General features: G+C 69.7%; 10 protein-coding genes and 1 pseudogene. 7 read left to right on the forward strand and 4 right to left on the reverse strand.

The genetic code is table 11. The features are described 5' to 3' along the window. Positions 1 to 72: 72 nt before the first annotated feature. The 3 genes from ACIBF8_RS30790 to ACIBF8_RS30800 all read right to left on the reverse strand — a co-directional run bounded on the left by ACIBF8_RS30790 (position 73) and on the right by ACIBF8_RS30800 (position 5,638). Positions 73 to 1,812: an ABC transporter substrate-binding protein gene (locus ACIBF8_RS30790; protein ID WP_396787421.1), complete on the reverse strand. Its 1,740-nt coding sequence runs from the start codon at positions 1,810 to 1,812 to the stop codon at positions 73 to 75. 49 nt (positions 1,813 to 1,861) lie between these two features. Further along, on the reverse strand, positions 1,862 to 2,875 hold the full coding sequence (locus ACIBF8_RS30795) for an ABC transporter permease (protein WP_396787422.1): 1,014 nt from the start codon (positions 2,873 to 2,875) through the stop codon (positions 1,862 to 1,864). Positions 2,876 to 3,568: 693 nt separating this feature from the next. Further along, complete coding sequence (locus tag ACIBF8_RS30800) at positions 3,569 to 5,638, reverse strand: phosphocholine-specific phospholipase C (RefSeq protein ID WP_396787423.1); 2,070 nt, start codon at positions 5,636 to 5,638, stop codon at positions 3,569 to 3,571. A gap of 251 nt (positions 5,639 to 5,889) precedes the next feature. Between ACIBF8_RS30800 and ACIBF8_RS30805 the strand changes: the two genes are divergently transcribed. The 5 genes from ACIBF8_RS30805 to ACIBF8_RS30825 all read left to right on the forward strand — a co-directional run bounded on the left by ACIBF8_RS30805 (position 5,890) and on the right by ACIBF8_RS30825 (position 12,681). After that, entirely contained in the window at positions 5,890 to 7,758 is a 1,869-nt protein-coding gene (locus tag ACIBF8_RS30805) for a LamG-like jellyroll fold domain-containing protein (RefSeq protein ID WP_396787424.1), read from the forward strand. Between the two features lie 117 nt (positions 7,759 to 7,875). Continuing rightward, entirely contained in the window at positions 7,876 to 8,919 is a 1,044-nt protein-coding gene (locus tag ACIBF8_RS30810; RefSeq protein ID WP_396787425.1) for an SEC-C metal-binding domain-containing protein, read from the forward strand. An 89-nt stretch (positions 8,920 to 9,008) separates the two neighbouring features. Next, entirely contained in the window at positions 9,009 to 10,175 is a 1,167-nt protein-coding gene (locus ACIBF8_RS30815) for an ROK family protein (protein WP_396787426.1), read from the forward strand. A gap of 71 nt (positions 10,176 to 10,246) precedes the next feature. Beyond that, positions 10,247 to 12,061: an alpha-galactosidase D gene (locus ACIBF8_RS30820; protein WP_396787427.1), complete on the forward strand. Its 1,815-nt coding sequence runs from the start codon at positions 10,247 to 10,249 to the stop codon at positions 12,059 to 12,061. Positions 12,062 to 12,174: 113 nt separating this feature from the next. Next, on the forward strand, positions 12,175 to 12,681 hold the full coding sequence (locus tag ACIBF8_RS30825; RefSeq protein ID WP_396787428.1) for a DUF2231 domain-containing protein: 507 nt from the start codon (positions 12,175 to 12,177) through the stop codon (positions 12,679 to 12,681). A gap of 10 nt (positions 12,682 to 12,691) precedes the next feature. On the opposite strand, the gene ACIBF8_RS30830 is transcribed toward ACIBF8_RS30825, so the two are convergent. Beyond that, positions 12,692 to 13,015, reverse strand: coding sequence for a DUF1801 domain-containing protein (locus tag ACIBF8_RS30830; protein WP_396787431.1), 324 nt, complete (start codon positions 13,013 to 13,015; stop codon positions 12,692 to 12,694). A gap of 552 nt (positions 13,016 to 13,567) precedes the next feature. Here ACIBF8_RS30830 and ACIBF8_RS30835 point away from each other — a divergent pair. Together ACIBF8_RS30835 and ACIBF8_RS30840 are read left to right on the forward strand one after the other, a co-directional pair. Further along, entirely contained in the window at positions 13,568 to 15,451 is a 1,884-nt protein-coding gene (locus tag ACIBF8_RS30835; protein ID WP_396787429.1) for a Xaa-Pro dipeptidyl-peptidase, read from the forward strand. An 870-nt stretch (positions 15,452 to 16,321) separates the two neighbouring features. Further along, positions 16,322 to 16,543: pseudogene (locus ACIBF8_RS30840) on the forward strand (hypothetical protein); the annotation flags it as partial.

Below are 16,543 nucleotides of genomic sequence, written 5' to 3' on the forward strand. Positions count from 1 at the left end.
GGGGAGAGGGGTGGACGCCGGCCGGCACTATGCCGGAGGCCGGCCGACGTCCACGATGGGGAGTGCGGGAGGTCAGTTCTTGAGGAACATGTTCAGGTAGAACGGCTCCCCCGCGGAGGCGTCGCCCTCGGCGCCACCGATGTTCGTGCCGATGACGAAGGCGAGCTTGCCGTAGTAGCGCGGCAGGGCCACGTACTTGCCCATGATCTCCTTGTCCAGCTCACCCCACTTGGCGACGGCCTGGTCGGCCGGGAGGTTGCCAATCTCGTCGATCTTGGCGTCCAGCGCCTTGTCGCTGAGCTCGCCCCAGCTCGTGCCGTCGCTGATGCTGTGCGACTGGAACAGCACCGGGAACCAGCTGCCGCCACTCGGCCAGTCCGAGCACCAACCCTGCGGCGCCTGGCCCATGTTGACCGGGGCGTCGTAGTCAGCGATCTTGGAGCGCAGCTCCGCGGTGGTGACACCGATCGGCTTCACGCTGAAGCCGGCCGCCTTCAACGCGTCGACCCGGATCTGGTTGGTTTGCTGCGGGACCGGCTTGGTGTTGTCGTAGTACCAGCTGAGCTCGAAGCCGACCTTGCCGGCCGCCTCCAGGTCGGCCTTGGCCCCGGCCGGGTCACCCTGGCCGACACCGCTCAGGCCCGGCAGCGGGTCGTACTTGGTGTAGCCGGGCACGCTCGGTGGCAGGACGGTGCTGGCCGGCTGGGAGTTGAAGCTGTTCAGACCGGCGGCCTTGTTGACCTGGTCGTACGGGTACGCCTTGGCGACCGCCTTGCGCACCTCCAGCGGGATCTTGCGGGTGTCCATCTGCACCGAGTAGGTGCAGGGCTGCTCGCCCTGGATCAGCTGGGCCTTCTTGTCCCCGGTCACCTGCGGGACCAGCGAGGCGTCGATGGAGTAGGAGTTGAGTGCGCTGGCGTCCTCGCCGGCGCTGTTGAGCACCTGCTGCTGGGTCTTCGGGTCCTCGCCGCCCCACTTGAAGTCGAAGCCGTCCGGGTACTGGTGCCGCACCGCGTCGGTGTTCGGGTCCCAGTTCGGGTTCTTCTTCAGCTTCAACTCGGTACCGGGGGTGTAGGTGTCGAACTGGTACGGCCCGGTCGCGAGCGGGTTGTTCTTGTAGTTCTCCTTGGTGTCCTTGGCCTTCGGGATCGGCGTGAACGCCGGGAAGGTCATGAAGAGGGGCAGGTCCGCGAAGGGCCGGGCCAGGTGGATGACCAGCGTGGTCGGGTCCGGGGTCTCCACGCCGGCGAAGGTGTCGCCGCTGGCGTAGGGGCCCTTGTACGTGTCGCCGTCCTTGAAGGTGGTCAGCTGGTACGTCGGGCCGTTGGCGAACACGTCGTGGGCGAACGAACGCTTGATCGCGTACGCCAGGTCCTCGACCTTTACCTCGCTGCCGTCGGCGTACTTGATGCCCGACTGCATCTTGAACGTCCAGGTCAGCTTGTCCGAGGAGACGGTGCCGAGGTCGGTCAGGTCCGGCACGAGCACCGGCTTGCCGTTGCGGATCGCGAACTGGGTCGGGCTGCGGAAGACCAGCTTCTCGATCGCCATCGCGTCGGCGTAGTAGGTGTCGGTCGGGTCGAACGTGTTCGGGGTCACCTGGGAGTAGACCGTGATGACGCCGCCCTTCTTGGCGCCGGGTACCTCGGCTGCCGGGCCCTTGGCGGTCGGGTCGAACGCGTTCTGCTGGGTCTCGATGCCCTTGGCGCCACCTCCACCGCTGCTGCCGTTGTTCGACGAAGGGCTACCGCAGCCGGCCACCGCCAAAGTGGCGGCCAGTGCGGCGGCGAGACCAACCTTCAGTTGCCTCACAGACGTACTCCTGTCTTGTCTTCCGGTTTTGCTTCGGCCCAGGGCGTCCTCATCGACGGGTCCGGGGATCGAAGGCATCGCGCACGGCGTCGCCGAGCAGGCTCAGGGCGAGCACCAGGATCGTGATGCCGAGTACGGGCAGCCACAGGTAGAGCGGGTCGGCCCGGTAGTACGTGGTGGCGGCCGAGATCGTCAGGCCCCAGGACGGGGTGGGCTCGATCAGCCCGGCCCCGAGCACGGTCAGTCCGGCCTCGGCCACCACGTAGCCGGGCAGGGCCAGCGACACGGAGACCACGATCGGCGCCACCAGGTTCGGCAGCAGCTCCTTGAAGAGCACCTGCCGGGTCGGGATGCCGAGCACCTTGGCCGCCGCGACGAACTCACGCTCCCGCAGTGAGAGCACCTGCCCCCGGACCAGGCGGGCGAGGCTGGCCCAGCCGAAGAACGACAGCACACAGATCAGCGAGGTGAAGCGGATCTGGGCGACGTCCTCGGAGCCGGCACCGTCCGCGCCGCCGAAGATGGCGACCAGGACGGCGGAGCTCGCGATCGCGAAGAGCAGGTACGGCAGGCTGAGCACCAGGTCGATCAGCCAGGAGAGCACCCGGTCGACCCAGCCGCCGGAGAAGCCGGCGACCAGACCCACGACCACACCGATGATCGTGGTGATCGTGGTGACCGCGACGGCAACGATGAGCGACGGTCGGGCGCCGTACACCCAGCGGGCGAAGAGGTCGCGGCCCAGGCGGGGCTCCACCCCGAACCAGTGTTCGCTGGTCGGCCCGATCGTCGGGAAGCCGAACTCGTCGATCAGGTTCTGGTGCAGGTCGCTGGCGTTCTGCCCCTCCAGCCGGGCGAGCAACGGCGCGAAGATCGCGATCAGGACGTAGGCGACACAGATCGCAGCGCAGATCATCGCGATCCGGTCGCTCCGCAGCCGGGCCAGGGCGATCCGGGTCGGCGACTTGCTGACCGTCCGGATCGGGGCGGCGGGCGACGCCACGCTCTGCACCCGTTCGTCGCCCGGCTCTCCGGCGCGGAGCACCTGGGGCTCCGTGACCATCGGCTCCACGCGGGACGACCTCCTCATCGTGCTGACACATGGCACCGCCACCCGAGCGGTTCTCCGCCCGGGTGGCGGCTCTAGTGCCGGAACGTTAGCCGGGCAAATGATTTCGTTGTGGGTCCACTCCGTTACAGATCAATTACGTGGACGGCACCCATTCGACCTTTAGGGCCGCCGACCACAGTCCTCGCCAGCACCTGCGGCACGACGGACCATCCTGTCACGCATAGTGACCAAGGCTTCCCGCCATCGCCGACGCCCGGCGGCAGCGATCGCCATAACACCTGTTCAGTGCGTCGATCCGTTCGCGCACCGTACATAACGTTGACTGAGGCAACATTAGTTCATGACTTGATGTAACGGTTCTCAATGGAATGTCGCCGCCCAGGAATGCTATTTCAAGAAGCAGCCAGCGCACTGATCATGCGCAGAGCAAGAAGGCCTTCAGAGCGATTGCGCATTGACGATGATGCTCACGTAATGCGCCGTACCCGATTTGCGGGCCGCACGGGCTGGACGATACGTAGCGTGACGTCCGCGCGAGCGGACACCGCGACGAGCGTTATGACTCTGCGGCATACCTATACCGCAGAGTCATAACGCTCACCGGCACACCGCCGCCAGTCAGGACCGACGGGGGCTATCTCGGCCGGGGGGATCTCGCTGGCCGGGGCGGAATCAGGCGTCGACTTAGACGAGCCCGCCGAGGGCCGGGTCGCTGATGCTGTCCTTGCCGTTCTCGACGTGACCCGCGCAGCGGTACGTGAAGTCGGCGTCGCCCGCGACGCTGACCGTCAGGTCGTACCAGCCGTGGGTGCGGGCGAGCGACCACGTCGCGCGCTCGGTCGCGCCGGGGCGCAGCGACACCTTGACCGGACGGGAGTGGTAACCGTCGCGGACGGTCACCTCGACCCGCTTGGACCCTCGGTTGGTGAGCGTGAGGGCGACCTTGTCACCGCGCTCGTCGTACGCGGGGGTGACGTCGAGGTGGGACCGGCCGCTCGTGAACCGGCGGAAGAAGCCGTTCGGCCCGTGCACCGACAGGTCGTACCCGGAGGCGGCCGGCCAGGTGTCGGTCAGGTGCTTGCCCGGCTCGACGGTGTAGCTGCGCGGGGCGTCCGCGCTGCCCGCCTGGCGAACCTGGAAGACCGCGGCGACCCCGCCGGTGTTGCGGAAGTCGATGCGGAACGAGCCGTCGGCGAGACGCCCGTCGGCGTGCAGGGTGTACGGGATCGCGCGCGCCGGGCGTACCCCGTGCTCCTGCTTCGGCAGCCGCTGGTCGGCTGGCGGGACCGGCACCTCGTCGGGGTGCCGGACCAGGTCCTCGGGCTTGAAGTCGTCGGTGTCGGGCAGCCTGACCTCGCGCGAGCGGTTCGGGTGCCGGAAGTCGAAGGCGGTGGTCAGGTCGCCGACGACGGCACGCCGCCACGGGGTGATGTTCTGCTCGATCAGGTCCGGCCGGCCGTGTCCGAACCGCGCCTCCAGGAACTTGATCAGCGAGGTGTGGTCGAAGACCTGGGAGTTCACGTAGCCGCCGCGCGTCCACGGCGAGACGATGATCATCGGTACGCGGATGCCGAGGCCGTACGGCCCGGCCGGGTGGTTGGCGTCGCCGGGGAAGATCTCGTTGGTGGTCGGCACTGTCGACTGCCCGTGCTCACGGGTCTGCGGGGGCGTCGGCGGGACCACGTGGTCGAAGAAGCCGCCCTCCTCGTCGTACGTGATGAAGAGCGCCATCTTGCTCCACACCTCGGGGTTCGACGCGAGGATGTCGATGACCTGGGAGATGTACCAGGAGCCGTACGCCGGCTCCCAGTTCGGGTGCTCGGTGTACGCCTCGGGCGCGGTGATCCAGGAGACTTCCGGCAGGCGCCCCGCCTCGACGTCGGCGCGGAAGTCGGCCAGCAGCGCCTCCGGGTCGCGGCCCTGGGTCCTGATCTCGGTGCCGGTCTTGGCCTTGTCGGCCAGCGGCGTTCCGGGCTGCGCGTTCTGGTACTGGTGGAAGTAGAGCAGCGAGTTGTCGCCGTAGTTGCCGATGTACGGGTCGTTCGTCCAGCCCCAGGAGCCGGCGGCGTTGAGGCCGGTGCCGACGTCCTGGTAGATCTTCCAGGAGATGCCGTTGCGCTCCAGCCGCTCCGGGTACGTGGACCAGTCGTAGCCGGCCTCGGCGTTGGTGATGACCGGGCCGCCGCCCTTGCCGTCGTTGCCGACCCAGCCGCTGAACATGTGGTAGCGGTTCGGGTCGGTCGGCCCCATCAGCGAGCAGTGGTAGCTGTCGCAGACGGTGAAGGCGTCGGCGAGCGCGTAGTGGTACGGCAGGTCCTGGCGGGTGTGGTAGGTCATCGCCGTGACGCCCTTGTTCGGCACCCACTTGTCGAACCGGCCGTCGTTCCAGGCGGCGTGTCCGTCGTTCCAGCCGTGCGGCGGGTCCGGCAGGAAGGTCTGACCGAGATCCTTCACCTCGGGCCGGAAGGGCAGCAGCTCGTCGGCCCCGTTGGGCTGGTGCCACACGTCCTTGCCGGACGGCAGTGTCGCCGGATGAGGGTCACCGAATCCGCGTACACCGCGCATGGTGCCGAAGTAGTGGTCGAAGGAGCGGTTCTCCTGCATCAGGATGATGACGTGCTCGACGTCCTTGATCGAGCCGGTCCGGTTGTTCGCCGGAATGGCGAGCGCCTTGCTGAGGTCCAACGGGAGCGCCGCGCCGATCGCGGGGACTCCCATCGCCTTGAGGAACGTACGGCGATCCACCGTGCCCATAACTCCGCCTTTGGGGGACTGGTCGGGAAACTGGCGACCGGACGCTACCGACGGCGGGTTGACACCGGATGGCCACAGTTGGAGGGTTTTGCAACCTCTCGACGACTGGCAGCCAGCCCGCTGAACTGCACGATTCACCGGAGATGATCTTCGGTTGCGTGCCAGGTGCCGTTCAGCCGGGCGTCGAGGGGCGCTCACCGCACCTCGGGAGAGTGCTCCACGTTCAGGCACCTCACCAAGCGGGAGACCAGATGGCCGCCACCGGCGATCAACGAAACGTGGAGCGGCGGACCCTGCTCCAGGCGATGCTGGCCGCACCGGCGGCGGGCGCCGCCGTGGCCGTGCTCGGCGGCACCGCCACCGAGGCCGCAGCGGCGACAGCGACAGCGGCGTTCGACGCGCAGAGCCCGCGCTTCGCACTCGCGGTGCTGCCCGACACGCAGTACCTCTTCGACGAGGACAGCTCCGACCCGGAACCCTTGAATGCGACCTTCCGCTATCTCAATCAGGAGCGCAAGGACGCGAACATCGTGTTCATGACCCACCTCGGCGACGTGACCGAGCACGGAAGCGAGCATGAGGTCGCGCTGGCCGGCGAGACGTTCCGTACCCTCGACGGCAAGCTGCCGTACAGCGTCCTGGCCGGCAACCACGACATCCGCGGCGGCGACGACCAGCGCGGCGACAGCGTCTACTTGCGCACGTTCGGCCCGCAGCGGTTCGCCTCGATGCCCACCTTCGGCGGTGCCTCGCCGGACGGCTACAACAGCTACCACGTGCTGCGCGCCGCGGGACGAGACTGGCTGGTGCTCGCGCTGGACTGGCGCATCTCGGACAAGGGGCTGGCCTGGGCACAGGGCGTGATCGACGAGCACCGCACCAAGCCGATCATCCTCACCACGCACGACCTGGCCTGGGCCGATGATGCGGGCGCGGCGAAGCTCTCGGACAACGGCCAGCGCCTCTGGGATCGTCTGATCCGCAACAACGACCAGATCTTCCTCACCCTCAACGGTCACTACTGGCCGCCCGGCCGCACCACGCTCACCAACGCCGCCGGCAACGACGTGCAGGTGCACATCACCAACTACCAGGACCGCTACTACGGCGGCGCGGCGATGATCCGGCTCTACCACTTCGACCTGGCCCGCAATGTCATCGACGTCGAGACGTTCTCGCCCTGGTTCCTCGCCCGGGACCCGGAGAAGCGCACACCCCTGGAGGCCGAGACGATCGAGCTGACCGGTCCGGTCGACCGATTCAGCATGGAGATCGACTTCGCCGCCCGGTTCCACGGGTTCGCGCCGGTGCCGCCGCCCGCTCCCCGTCCCCCGGTCGCGGTGCTGCCGCGTGCCACCGTCGGCTACTGGCGGTTCGACTCGTACGGGTTGTCGTCGGGCACCGACGGTAAGCCGGTCGCGGACGGAACTGTCGTCCGGGATCTGAGCGGCAACGGCAACAACCTCACCGTCCAGCGCATCGGCGCCGGTGCCGCCGAGGCGTTGACCTACTCGACCGAGCACCACCCCGGTCAGCCCGCACACGCCAGCCTCCGCTTCGGCGGCGGCAAGGGCCCGGACCGTGGCGCCATACTCCGGGCCGGCGCCAACGCCCCGATCAACAGCATGAAGTTCACCAGCGGATACACCATCGAGGCGTTCATCAAGCTCCCCGACCCGTTCGAGGGCGACCACGCCTGGATGGGCATCCTGAGCTGGGAGGGGCGCAGCGGCGACGCCGGCAAGACGACCGGCTGGTCTCCGCTGGAGTCCACCTGCAGCCTCAACATCTCCCCCGAGCGGTTCCTGCAGTACGTCGTCTACGCCGACAAGCAGGACGCCGACCCGACCTCGTGGAGCCACGCCCTGCCGACCGGTCGCTGGACCCACCTCGCGGTGGTCAACGACGGCCAGCAGACCGTGGTCTACATCGACGGTTCGAAGATCGCCCGCAACCCCACCCAGCCGTCGACCGGTATCGCCACCCTCGGGCTTCCGTTCGTGATCGGGGCGACGTCGTTCGACCTTTCGTACGGGCAGGGCTTCTACGGGTGGATCGGAGATGTCCGGGTTACCAGCAAGGCGCTGCGCCCGAAGGACTTCTTGACGCCGTACGCCTGACCGGCCCGACGGCGGCTACCACCCGCACCGGTAGCCGCCGTCGGCCCGGCCAATCAGTGAGCAGCGTTACCGGTGATCTGCCGGTAAGCCGGGAGCCGGCCGACGTACCGTGAGATCGTGCCGACGAGAGACGTACTCACCAAGGCTGACCTCGCTGAACTTCGCCGCTCGGCGCTCGGGACGGCAAACCCGCTCGGTGTCGCGGCCGACCTGGCGGAGGCGGCCGGGCGGGGCCGGCTGGAGGATCCGGACGACGCCGGGGACGCGCTGACGCTGGCCGCCGAGATCGCGGAGATCCGGGCGCGGCCCGAGGCCGCCCTGCGGTACGCGGAGCAGGCGCTGGCGGCGTACCCGTCCGGCGACGATCCTCGGGCCGGGTTCGCCCGCGCGCTGCGGGCCCGCGCCCTGTTCCGGGCCGGCGATCGCGACGACGAGGCGATGGCGGAGTTGACCGCGCTGCGCCCGTTGCTGCTCGTGCAGCCCGACGCCCCGGCCTACGTCAGTGCCGCGCTGGACGCCGGTGGGCGCTCGGCGACCGCCGAGACATGGCTGAGCGAGGCGGTCGACACCCTGCTCAACGAACGGGCGACCGCCGCGTCCGGGCCGGCCAGCACGGCGATCGACCCGGTGGTCGATCTCGGTCCGCCGGACGCGCCGGGTGTGGCCTTCTTCCTGCTGCAACAGCGGCATCGGGTACGCCGGAATCTGAACCTGCCGCACGACCGGCAGGACGATCTGGCGGACCGGTTGGAGACCCAGCTCGTGCGCCGGGCCGGGGAGCGCAGGGACGCCGAGTCGGATCTGCTCTTCTGGCCCCGGGCCGAGTTCGATCGGCTGCTGGCCGAGCATCCCGCTCTCGCTGAGGTGTACGGGCCGGACTGGGACGCGCACCGGGGGCGGCTGGAGACGGAGCTGGTCCGGCTGCGGGGTGCCGGTCAGGCCGGGTTGGGCGTGTTCCGCGCGACCGTGGACGGGCTGAACGCCGTCGCCGGTCGGCGTGGCGGCGACCCGGCCGACGTGGCGGTCCGGGCGGGCTATGCAGCCGAGGTGTCGGCGCGGCCCAGCGCGCGGATCGCCTGGCCGCCGGAGCGCAACGACGCCTGCTGGTGCGGTTCGGGTCTCAAGTACAAGAAGGACTGTCTGCCGCGCTCCCGGAGCTGAGCAACCGGTCAACTGGCGCCGACTCTAGGACGGAGCGCTGAGGCAAATCAATACTTGAAGAAGTTAAATATTCGCCTTAGATTTCGTTCATGTTTCCCGGGATCGACACCGGTACGTTCGCCGGGCCACCGGCGGCGACGGCGGTCTTCACGACGGTGCTGACCGAGGGGCCGGTGAGCCGGGTGGCGCTCGCCCGCCGGCTCGGGCTCTCCTCCGCCGCCGTCACCAAGGCCGCCCGACCGCTCATCGACCTGGGTTACCTGCACGAACTGGCCGCCACCGAGCGCTCCGGGCCGGGCGCCGGACGCCCTGCCAGCCCCCTCGCGGTACGCGCCGAACGCGAGTTCTTCCTCGGCGTGAAGATCACTGCCGACGAGCTGATCGGCGTGGTCTGCGACCTACGCGCGCAGGTCCAGGCCAGCGCCCGCCGGCCGTTGGACGACCCCGACGTCGACGCCGTCCTCACCGAGGTCGGCCGGCTCGCCGACGACCTGTTCGGCGCGTTCCCCGGCGACCGGAGCCGGGTCCACCGGCTCGGGCTGGCCCTTTCCGGCGACATCGACCGTGGTATCGGCCTGGTGCGCTACTCGCCGTTCCTGCACTGGCGGGACGTGCCGCTGGGTCGACTCGCCGCCCAGCGCACCGGTCTCACCGTGACCGTGGAGAACGACGTCAAGGCGCTCACGGCCGCCGAGCACTGGTTCGGCGAGGGGGTGGGGGCGGAGTCGTTCGCCCTGGTCACCGTGGGCACCGGCATTGGCTGTGGCCTCGTCGTCAACGGCCGCTTGGTCTCCGGCTCGTACGGTGTGGCCGGCGAGATCGGCCACCTCACCGTCGACGCCACCGGCCCGGACTGCCACTGCGGTGGTCGGGGCTGCGTCGAGTCGATCGCCGGCACCGACGCCATCGTGGCCCAGGCCCGCGACCGCACCGGCCGCCCCGACCTCACCATCGACGAGGCCGTGGCCCTGGCACGCGGGGGCCACGAGCAGGTGCGGGGCGTCTTCACCCGGGCCGGCGGCGCGATCGGTTGCGCCATCGCGGCCGTCGCGAACCTGGTCGGCCCCACCCGCATCGTCGTGTCCGGTGAGGGGCTGGCCGCGTACGACCTGTTCGACAGCCACATCCGCACCAGCTTCGAACGGCAGGGCTTCGGCGCTGCCGCGCGGTGCCCCCTCTCCATCCGCCCGTTGCCCTTCGAGGAGTGGGCTCGCGGGGCGGCGGCCGTGAGCATCCAGTCGCTCGTCGTCCCCTGATCCGGCGCCACCCCGGCCACCGGCCGTCCACCGCACTCGACTCGACCCACCGTGCCCCCAGGAGGTTGACCATGCCGTCACCGACAATCCCCCGCAGACGACTCCGTACCGGCGTACCCCTCGTCGCAGTGGCACTTGCCGCGCTCCTCGGGGCGGGCGCGGCCCAGGCCGCACCGGCCGACGCCGTGACGACGAAGACCCCGACGGCTGCGGACATCGCACAACGCCCTTTCATGGGGTGGACCAGTTGGACCATGCAGTCCTCGAAGTACCCGGGCCTGAATCCCGACGGCGACTACAGCTACCTCACCGAGGCCAACGTCCTGAAGCAGGCGGACGCCCTCGCCAGCAAGCTGAAGCGGTACGGCTACGAGTACGTCAACATCGACGCCGGCTGGTGGCGGGACAACGCCTGGGTGCCGAGGTTCGACCAGTACGCCCGGCAGGCGCCCGACCCGGTGCGGTTTCCACGTGGCATGCAGGTGATCGCCGAGCACATCCACGGCAAGGGGCTGAAGGCCGGCATCTACCTGCCGGTCGGGCTGGAGAAGGAGGCGTACGCCAACGGCGCGGCGCCGATCTGGAACGCCCCCGGCTGCACCACCGCGGACCTCGTCTACCCGGACCTGCGCACCACCAACGGCTGGGACAGCGCGTACAAGCTGAACTTCGACAACCCCTGCGCGCAGAAGTACATCGACTCGCAGGCGCAGCTGTTCGCCGACTGGGGTTACGACTTCCTCAAGCTCGACGGGGTCGGGCCGGGCTCGTTCAAGTCCGGTGACAACTACGACAACGTGGCCGACGTGGCCGCCTGGCAGCAGGCCATCGCCACCGCCGGCCGGCCGATCCACCTGGAACTGTCCTGGTCGCTCGACATCAACCACGCCGCCGACTGGAAGCGGTACTCCAACGGGTGGCGGATCGACACCGACGTCGAGTGCTACTGCAACACCCTGGTCAGCTGGGAGAACTCGGTCGACGACCGGTTCGACGACGCGCCGGCCTGGAGCCGCAAGGCCGGCCCCGGCGGGTGGAACGACCTCGACTCGCTCAACGTGGGCAACGGCGAGATGGACGGCCTCACCAGGGCCGAGCGGCAGTCGTACGCGACGTTGTGGGCGATCTCGAAGTCGCCGCTGTACACCGGGGACGACCTCACCCGCCTCGACGACTACGGGTTGTCGTTGCTGACCAACCGCGAGGTCATCGCCATCGACCAGAACGGCGGCGCGCCCGCCCGGCCGATCACCCCCGCCGGTGACCAGCAGGTCTGGGGTGCGAAGAACCCGGACGGCAGCTACACCGTCGCGCTGTTCAACCTCGGCGACGCGCCCGCGTCGGTCACGGCGCACTGGGCGTCGTTCGGGTTCACCGGCAACGCCTCGGTGCGGGACGTGTGGAACCGCCGCGACCTCGGAAAGCAGAAGAACAGCATCACCGCGGCGCTGCCCGCGCACGGCTCGCGGTTGTTCACCGTACGGCCGGGCACCGCTCTCGCCACCACCAGCTACGAGGCCGAGGCGTCGATCAACACCCTGACCGGCAACGCCTCCGTCGGCGGGTGCGCCGCCTGCTCGGGTGGGCAGAAGGTCGGCAACCTCTACGTCGGCGGCAAGCTGCGGTTCAACGACATCACCGTACGCAAGGACGGCATTTACACCGTCGCCGTCTCCTACGTCAGTGGCGACGCGCGGTCGGTGCACGTCCTGTCCAACAACGGCAACGGCACCTACCTGAAGTTCCCCTCGACGGGTGACTGGGGCACGGTCGAGACGGTCAGCGTCCAGCTGGCGCTGAAGGCGGGCACCAACACCATCACCTTCGACAGCGGCACCGCGTACTCCCCCGACATCGACCGGATCGCCGTACCGCAGACCCGCTGACGTGCCGGCGCGGCCCGGCGCGACAGCCGGGCCGCACCGGAGGGGTCGGCGGGGATGACATGACTTCGCGGTACCGATAACGTCCCCTCTGCGGACGATCAACGTCCAGGCCCATGGCAGCGGAGGAGACGCCGATGTTCGAGGAGTTCATGGGCATCCCTGCCCACCCTCTGCTGCTGCACGCCGCGGTGGTGTTCGTGCCGCTGCTGGCCCTGCTGACGGTCGGTTACGCGCTCGTCCCGCCGATCCGGCCGCACACCCGCTGGGTGCTGGGGCTGCTCGCGGTGGGTGCGCCGGTCGCCGCCCTGCTGACGAAGCTCAGCGGTGACGCCTTCCTTGAGCGCATGCGCGCCGCCAACCGGGTGACCCCCGAATTCCTTCCGAAGCTTCAGGCGCACCAGGAGTTCGGCGACATCACGCTCTACGCCAGCATCGGGTTGGGGGTGGTGGCCCTGGCACTGGTCCGGTTCGTCCCGCCGCGAACCGCCGAGGGTGTACGCCCCGGGCCGGCGCTGACCCTGGCGTTGCAGGTGTTGTCGGTGGTGGCCGCCGGCGTCGCCATCTACTACGTGTTCCGTACCGGCGACTCCGGGGCGAAGGCGGTCTGGGAGGGCCAGTGACGTCGGCGGCTCATCGGCGGCTGGCGCGGTCGATGCCCCTGTGCACCCGGACGGTGCGCACAATCAGCTGCCGCAGCACGCTCTCGTCGACGTCGTCGAGCCGCTTCAGGTAGAGGCATCCCTTTCCGGCGCGGTGCTGGCCAAGCCGGCCGAGGAGCGCGCCGTACCGCTCCTCGAGACCGCCGGTGAGGTAGAGGACGAGGTGCTGTTTGCACGGCCGGTGTAGCCGGCCTTCCAGGCGTCCGGCGCGGCGATCTGGCCGAGGTTGCGGTCCAGGCCGGCGGGCCGTCCACCGCCGGTCAGGGCGGTGGCGTGCACCTTGCGGTCGAGCCAGACCTTCTTCGCGCCGGCGAGCAGCGAGTTGGTGGCGAGCTTCGCGGTGGCCGGGCTCTTCTTGGGTACGCGGCCGGCGACCGCGCCGATGCTGGGCAGTGGCAGCACGTCACCGAGCGCGGCGACCCGGGCGGACGCGGTGGCGGGCTGCAGGATGAGCGACAGCTCGCTGGGGTTGTCGGTCACCACGTCGCCGGTCAGCAGGGTGACGGTGTGCGTCTTCCCGGAGGCCGAGGCCGCGGGTGTGCCGACTCGGTCGATGCCGCTGGGTCCCGCTGTGGCCGAGCCGCCCGGTAGGGCGGTCAGCGTCGTGGCCGTGACGGCGACGCCCAACAGCCATCGTGTTCTCCTGAGCATGTTGCTCCTCGTCTAATGTGGACGAACGTGCCTCTTCGGGCGACTACGGCAAGATCATATGCAGGAAAAGGATCTTCAGGGACCCCGATCGAAGGGATCGACGGGACGCCTGCGCGGTCCTAGCATGTCGACGAATGGATCTTCGAGATCGACCCCTGCCGACCCCGGCAACCAGCCCAACCGAAGGGAGACGCGCATGCGTCGACCCCGTCATCTGGCACTCCTGAGCATCGGTGTGTCCGGCGCCCTGGTCCTCAGCGCAGCCCCACCAGCGGCTGCGGCTCCGCCCACGCCCACCACGCCCACCGGCATCGTGGTCAGCGACGGCATGACCCAACCGGTGTTCTCGCTCGCCGACGCGATCGAGGAGCGGGTGTTCGTCCAGACCCCAATGGACACCGACCACGACGGCCGACCCGACCGGGTGGCGATCGACATCTCCCGCCCCCGAGAGACCGCCACGCAGGGCTTCAAGGTGCCGGTCATCTTCGAGCACAGCCCGTACCGCAAGGGCACCTGGGGTGACGTGCCGTACCCGAGCGTGCTGGTCGACGACCTGCCGCAGAACGGTCTGACCGACCGCTCCGGGCGTCGAGCGCTCGACGCGGGCGTCCAACGGGCCGAGGCGAAGGCCAACCTGCCCGGCTCGCTCGACGACTACTACGTGCCACGCGGGTACGCGGTGGTGCTGGGCCAGAGCGTCGGCACCGGCGACTCGGACGGTTGCCCGACCAGCGGCGACCAGGCCGAGACGCTCGGCACCAAGGCGGTCATCGACTGGCTCAACGGCCGGGCGAAGGGGTACGACGCGAACGGCGCACCGGTCACCGCCGGCTGGACCACCGGCGCGGTCGGCATGACCGGCGTCTCCTACAACGGCACGCTGCCCAACCAGGTGGCCACCACGGGTGTCAAGGGCCTCAAGACCATCGTGCCGGTCTCGGCCATCAGCAGCTGGTACGACTACTACCGGGCCAACGGTCTGGTGGTCGCGCCCGGGACGTTCCAGGGCGAGGACCTCGACATCCTGGCCCAGTACACCGCCGGGCAGGCCCGCGCCGAAGGGCCCTGCGCCGACGAACTCGCGAGCATCACCGCCGAGCAGGACCGCGTCACCGGTGACTACTCGGAGTTCTGGCGGGACCGCGATTACCTCGACGCCCGTGACGTCAAGGCCAGCGTCTTCGTTGTGCACGGCCTCAACGACTGGAACGTGAAGACCGAGCATTTCGCCGGCTGGTGGGACCAGCTCGCCAAGCGCGACGTGCCGCGCAAGATCTGGCTGCACCAGGGCGGGCACGGCGGGCCCGGCAGCAGCGCTTCGGTGACGCTGCCGGACGGCCGGACGTGGACGTACAAGCAGACCGAGAACCGCTGGTTCGACTTCTGGCTGTGGAACGTGCGCAACGGCATCATGGACGAGCCGACGGCGGTGCTCCAGCGTGAGGACCGCACCTACACCACGTACGCCAACTGGCCCGACCCCGCCGCGCGGGAGGTCGGCCTGCGGTTCGCCGCCACCGACGCCACCACGCCGGGCACGTTCACCACCGGCAAGCCGCCGAAGGCCAAGGTCGAGCAGAGCTTCGTCGACGAGGGCCGGACCATCCACCCGGACACCCTGGTGGCCAACCCGGACACCGCGAGTGCGAACCGGCTCGCCTACCGCTCCCCCGAGCTGACGCAGAACGTCCGCATCTCCGGGCGTCCGGAGATGCGGCTGCGCATGGCGATCGACAACAAGCCGGACGCGAACCTCACCGCGTACCTGGTCGACTACGGCCCGGCCGGATCGATTGCCGCCCCGACCGTGGTGACGCGAGGTTGGATGGACCCGCAGAACCGCAAGAGCGCCGCGCGCACCGAGCCGGTCAAGCAGGGCAAGCTGTACGACTACCGGTGGACCATGGAGCCGAAGGACTACATCTTCCCGGCGGGGCACCGGATCGGTGTGGTCGTCTTCTCCAGCGACCAGGAGTACACCCTGCTGCCGTTGGGCGGCACCGAACTGCGGGTCGCGCCGAACGACAGCGAGCTGCGGCTGCCGGTGGTCGGCGGGCGGGGCGTCCTCGGGTTCTGATCTCATCCCTGCGCTCCCGGGTGGGGCAGTCCGACGCGTTCGGGCTGCCCCGCCCGCACGTCGGGGCCGCCCGGTGCGAGGCCCGCCGCGTCGCGGCGTGATCCACTCGAGTTCCGTGATGTCGGGGTATCCCCGCGAGCGAGACACCGCAGTTTCACCGAACCCGAGTCGATCAAACCGTCGGGATCGCTCCGAACGGCCTTCCCTAGGCATAACCGGGCACCCGGGGGCTCTGCCCCTCGGCCAGACCGACCGACGTGCCCAAACGGCGCAGACCGCGCGGACGGCGCAGTCGGGCGTGATCGACTCGTGTTTCGTGATGTCGGGGTATCCCCGGCACCGGGACAGCGCGGTTTCCGGGAACCCGAGTCGATCACGGGTTCGTTCGTCGTGCCCGGGGTTGCCGGGTGGGCGGGTTGTCTGGTTTGACCGGTGGTGTCGGGTGGTCGGAGCCACCCCGGGGGTGGAATCGGCGGCCCGGCGGGGTCGTTATACCTGGCATGCCACCGCGACCCTCGGGTCCGTGGCGCGCGGCAGCCGCGGGGAACACCCGCCCGGCCGCCCCGGTTACACCCCCGGCACGGCCAAGCCCCACGGCCGACCCCCGCGAGAACGGAATGACCCCCCGGCCCGACCAGTTACACCCCCGGCACGGCCAAGCCCCACGGGCAAGCCCCACGGCCAAGCCCCACGGCCAAGCCCCACGGCCGACCCCTGCGGGGAAACACTCGGCCGGCCCCCGGTTACACCCCCCGGCACAGCCAAACCCCACCGGCCAAGCACCCCACCGGCCAAGCCCCACCGGCCAAGCACCCCACGGGCCAAGCACCCCGCCGGCCAAGCAGCACGGCCGGCCCCCGGGCAGGCGGAATGACCGGCCGCCGCGAACGGTTACACCCTGTCCCGACGCCGACCCCGGACCAGCGGGTCGCCGGGCAGAACCCCCGCGAACTTTCCCCGCACCGGCACGCACCCCCCACAGTGCCGGGCGGACTTTCCCCCGATGCAGAGGAGCACGCCATCATGCGTACCGATCTGATCCGCAAGACCGCCCTGACCGCCGCCGGCCTCGCCTTCACCGGCGGCGCCATC

The organism is Micromonospora sp. NPDC050276, from assembly GCF_044459545.1.
Taxonomy (GTDB): Bacteria; Actinomycetota; Actinomycetes; order Mycobacteriales; family Micromonosporaceae; genus Micromonospora.

Coding starts and splice junctions, on each gene's coding strand:
- ACIBF8_RS30835 (WP_396787429.1), top strand. CDS start 13,568: ATGCGTCGACCCCGTCATCTGGCACTCCTGAGCATCGGTGTGTCCGGC.
- ACIBF8_RS30820 (WP_396787427.1), top strand. CDS start 10,247: ATGCCGTCACCGACAATCCCCCGCAGACGACTCCGTACCGGCGTACCC.
- ACIBF8_RS30795 (WP_396787422.1), bottom strand. CDS start 2,875: ATGGTCACGGAGCCCCAGGTGCTCCGCGCCGGAGAGCCGGGCGACGAA.
- ACIBF8_RS30815 (WP_396787426.1), top strand. CDS start 9,009: ATGTTTCCCGGGATCGACACCGGTACGTTCGCCGGGCCACCGGCGGCG.
- ACIBF8_RS30800 (WP_396787423.1), bottom strand. CDS start 5,638: ATGGGCACGGTGGATCGCCGTACGTTCCTCAAGGCGATGGGAGTCCCC.
- ACIBF8_RS30825 (WP_396787428.1), top strand. CDS start 12,175: ATGGCAGCGGAGGAGACGCCGATGTTCGAGGAGTTCATGGGCATCCCT.
- ACIBF8_RS30805 (WP_396787424.1), top strand. CDS start 5,890: ATGGCCGCCACCGGCGATCAACGAAACGTGGAGCGGCGGACCCTGCTC.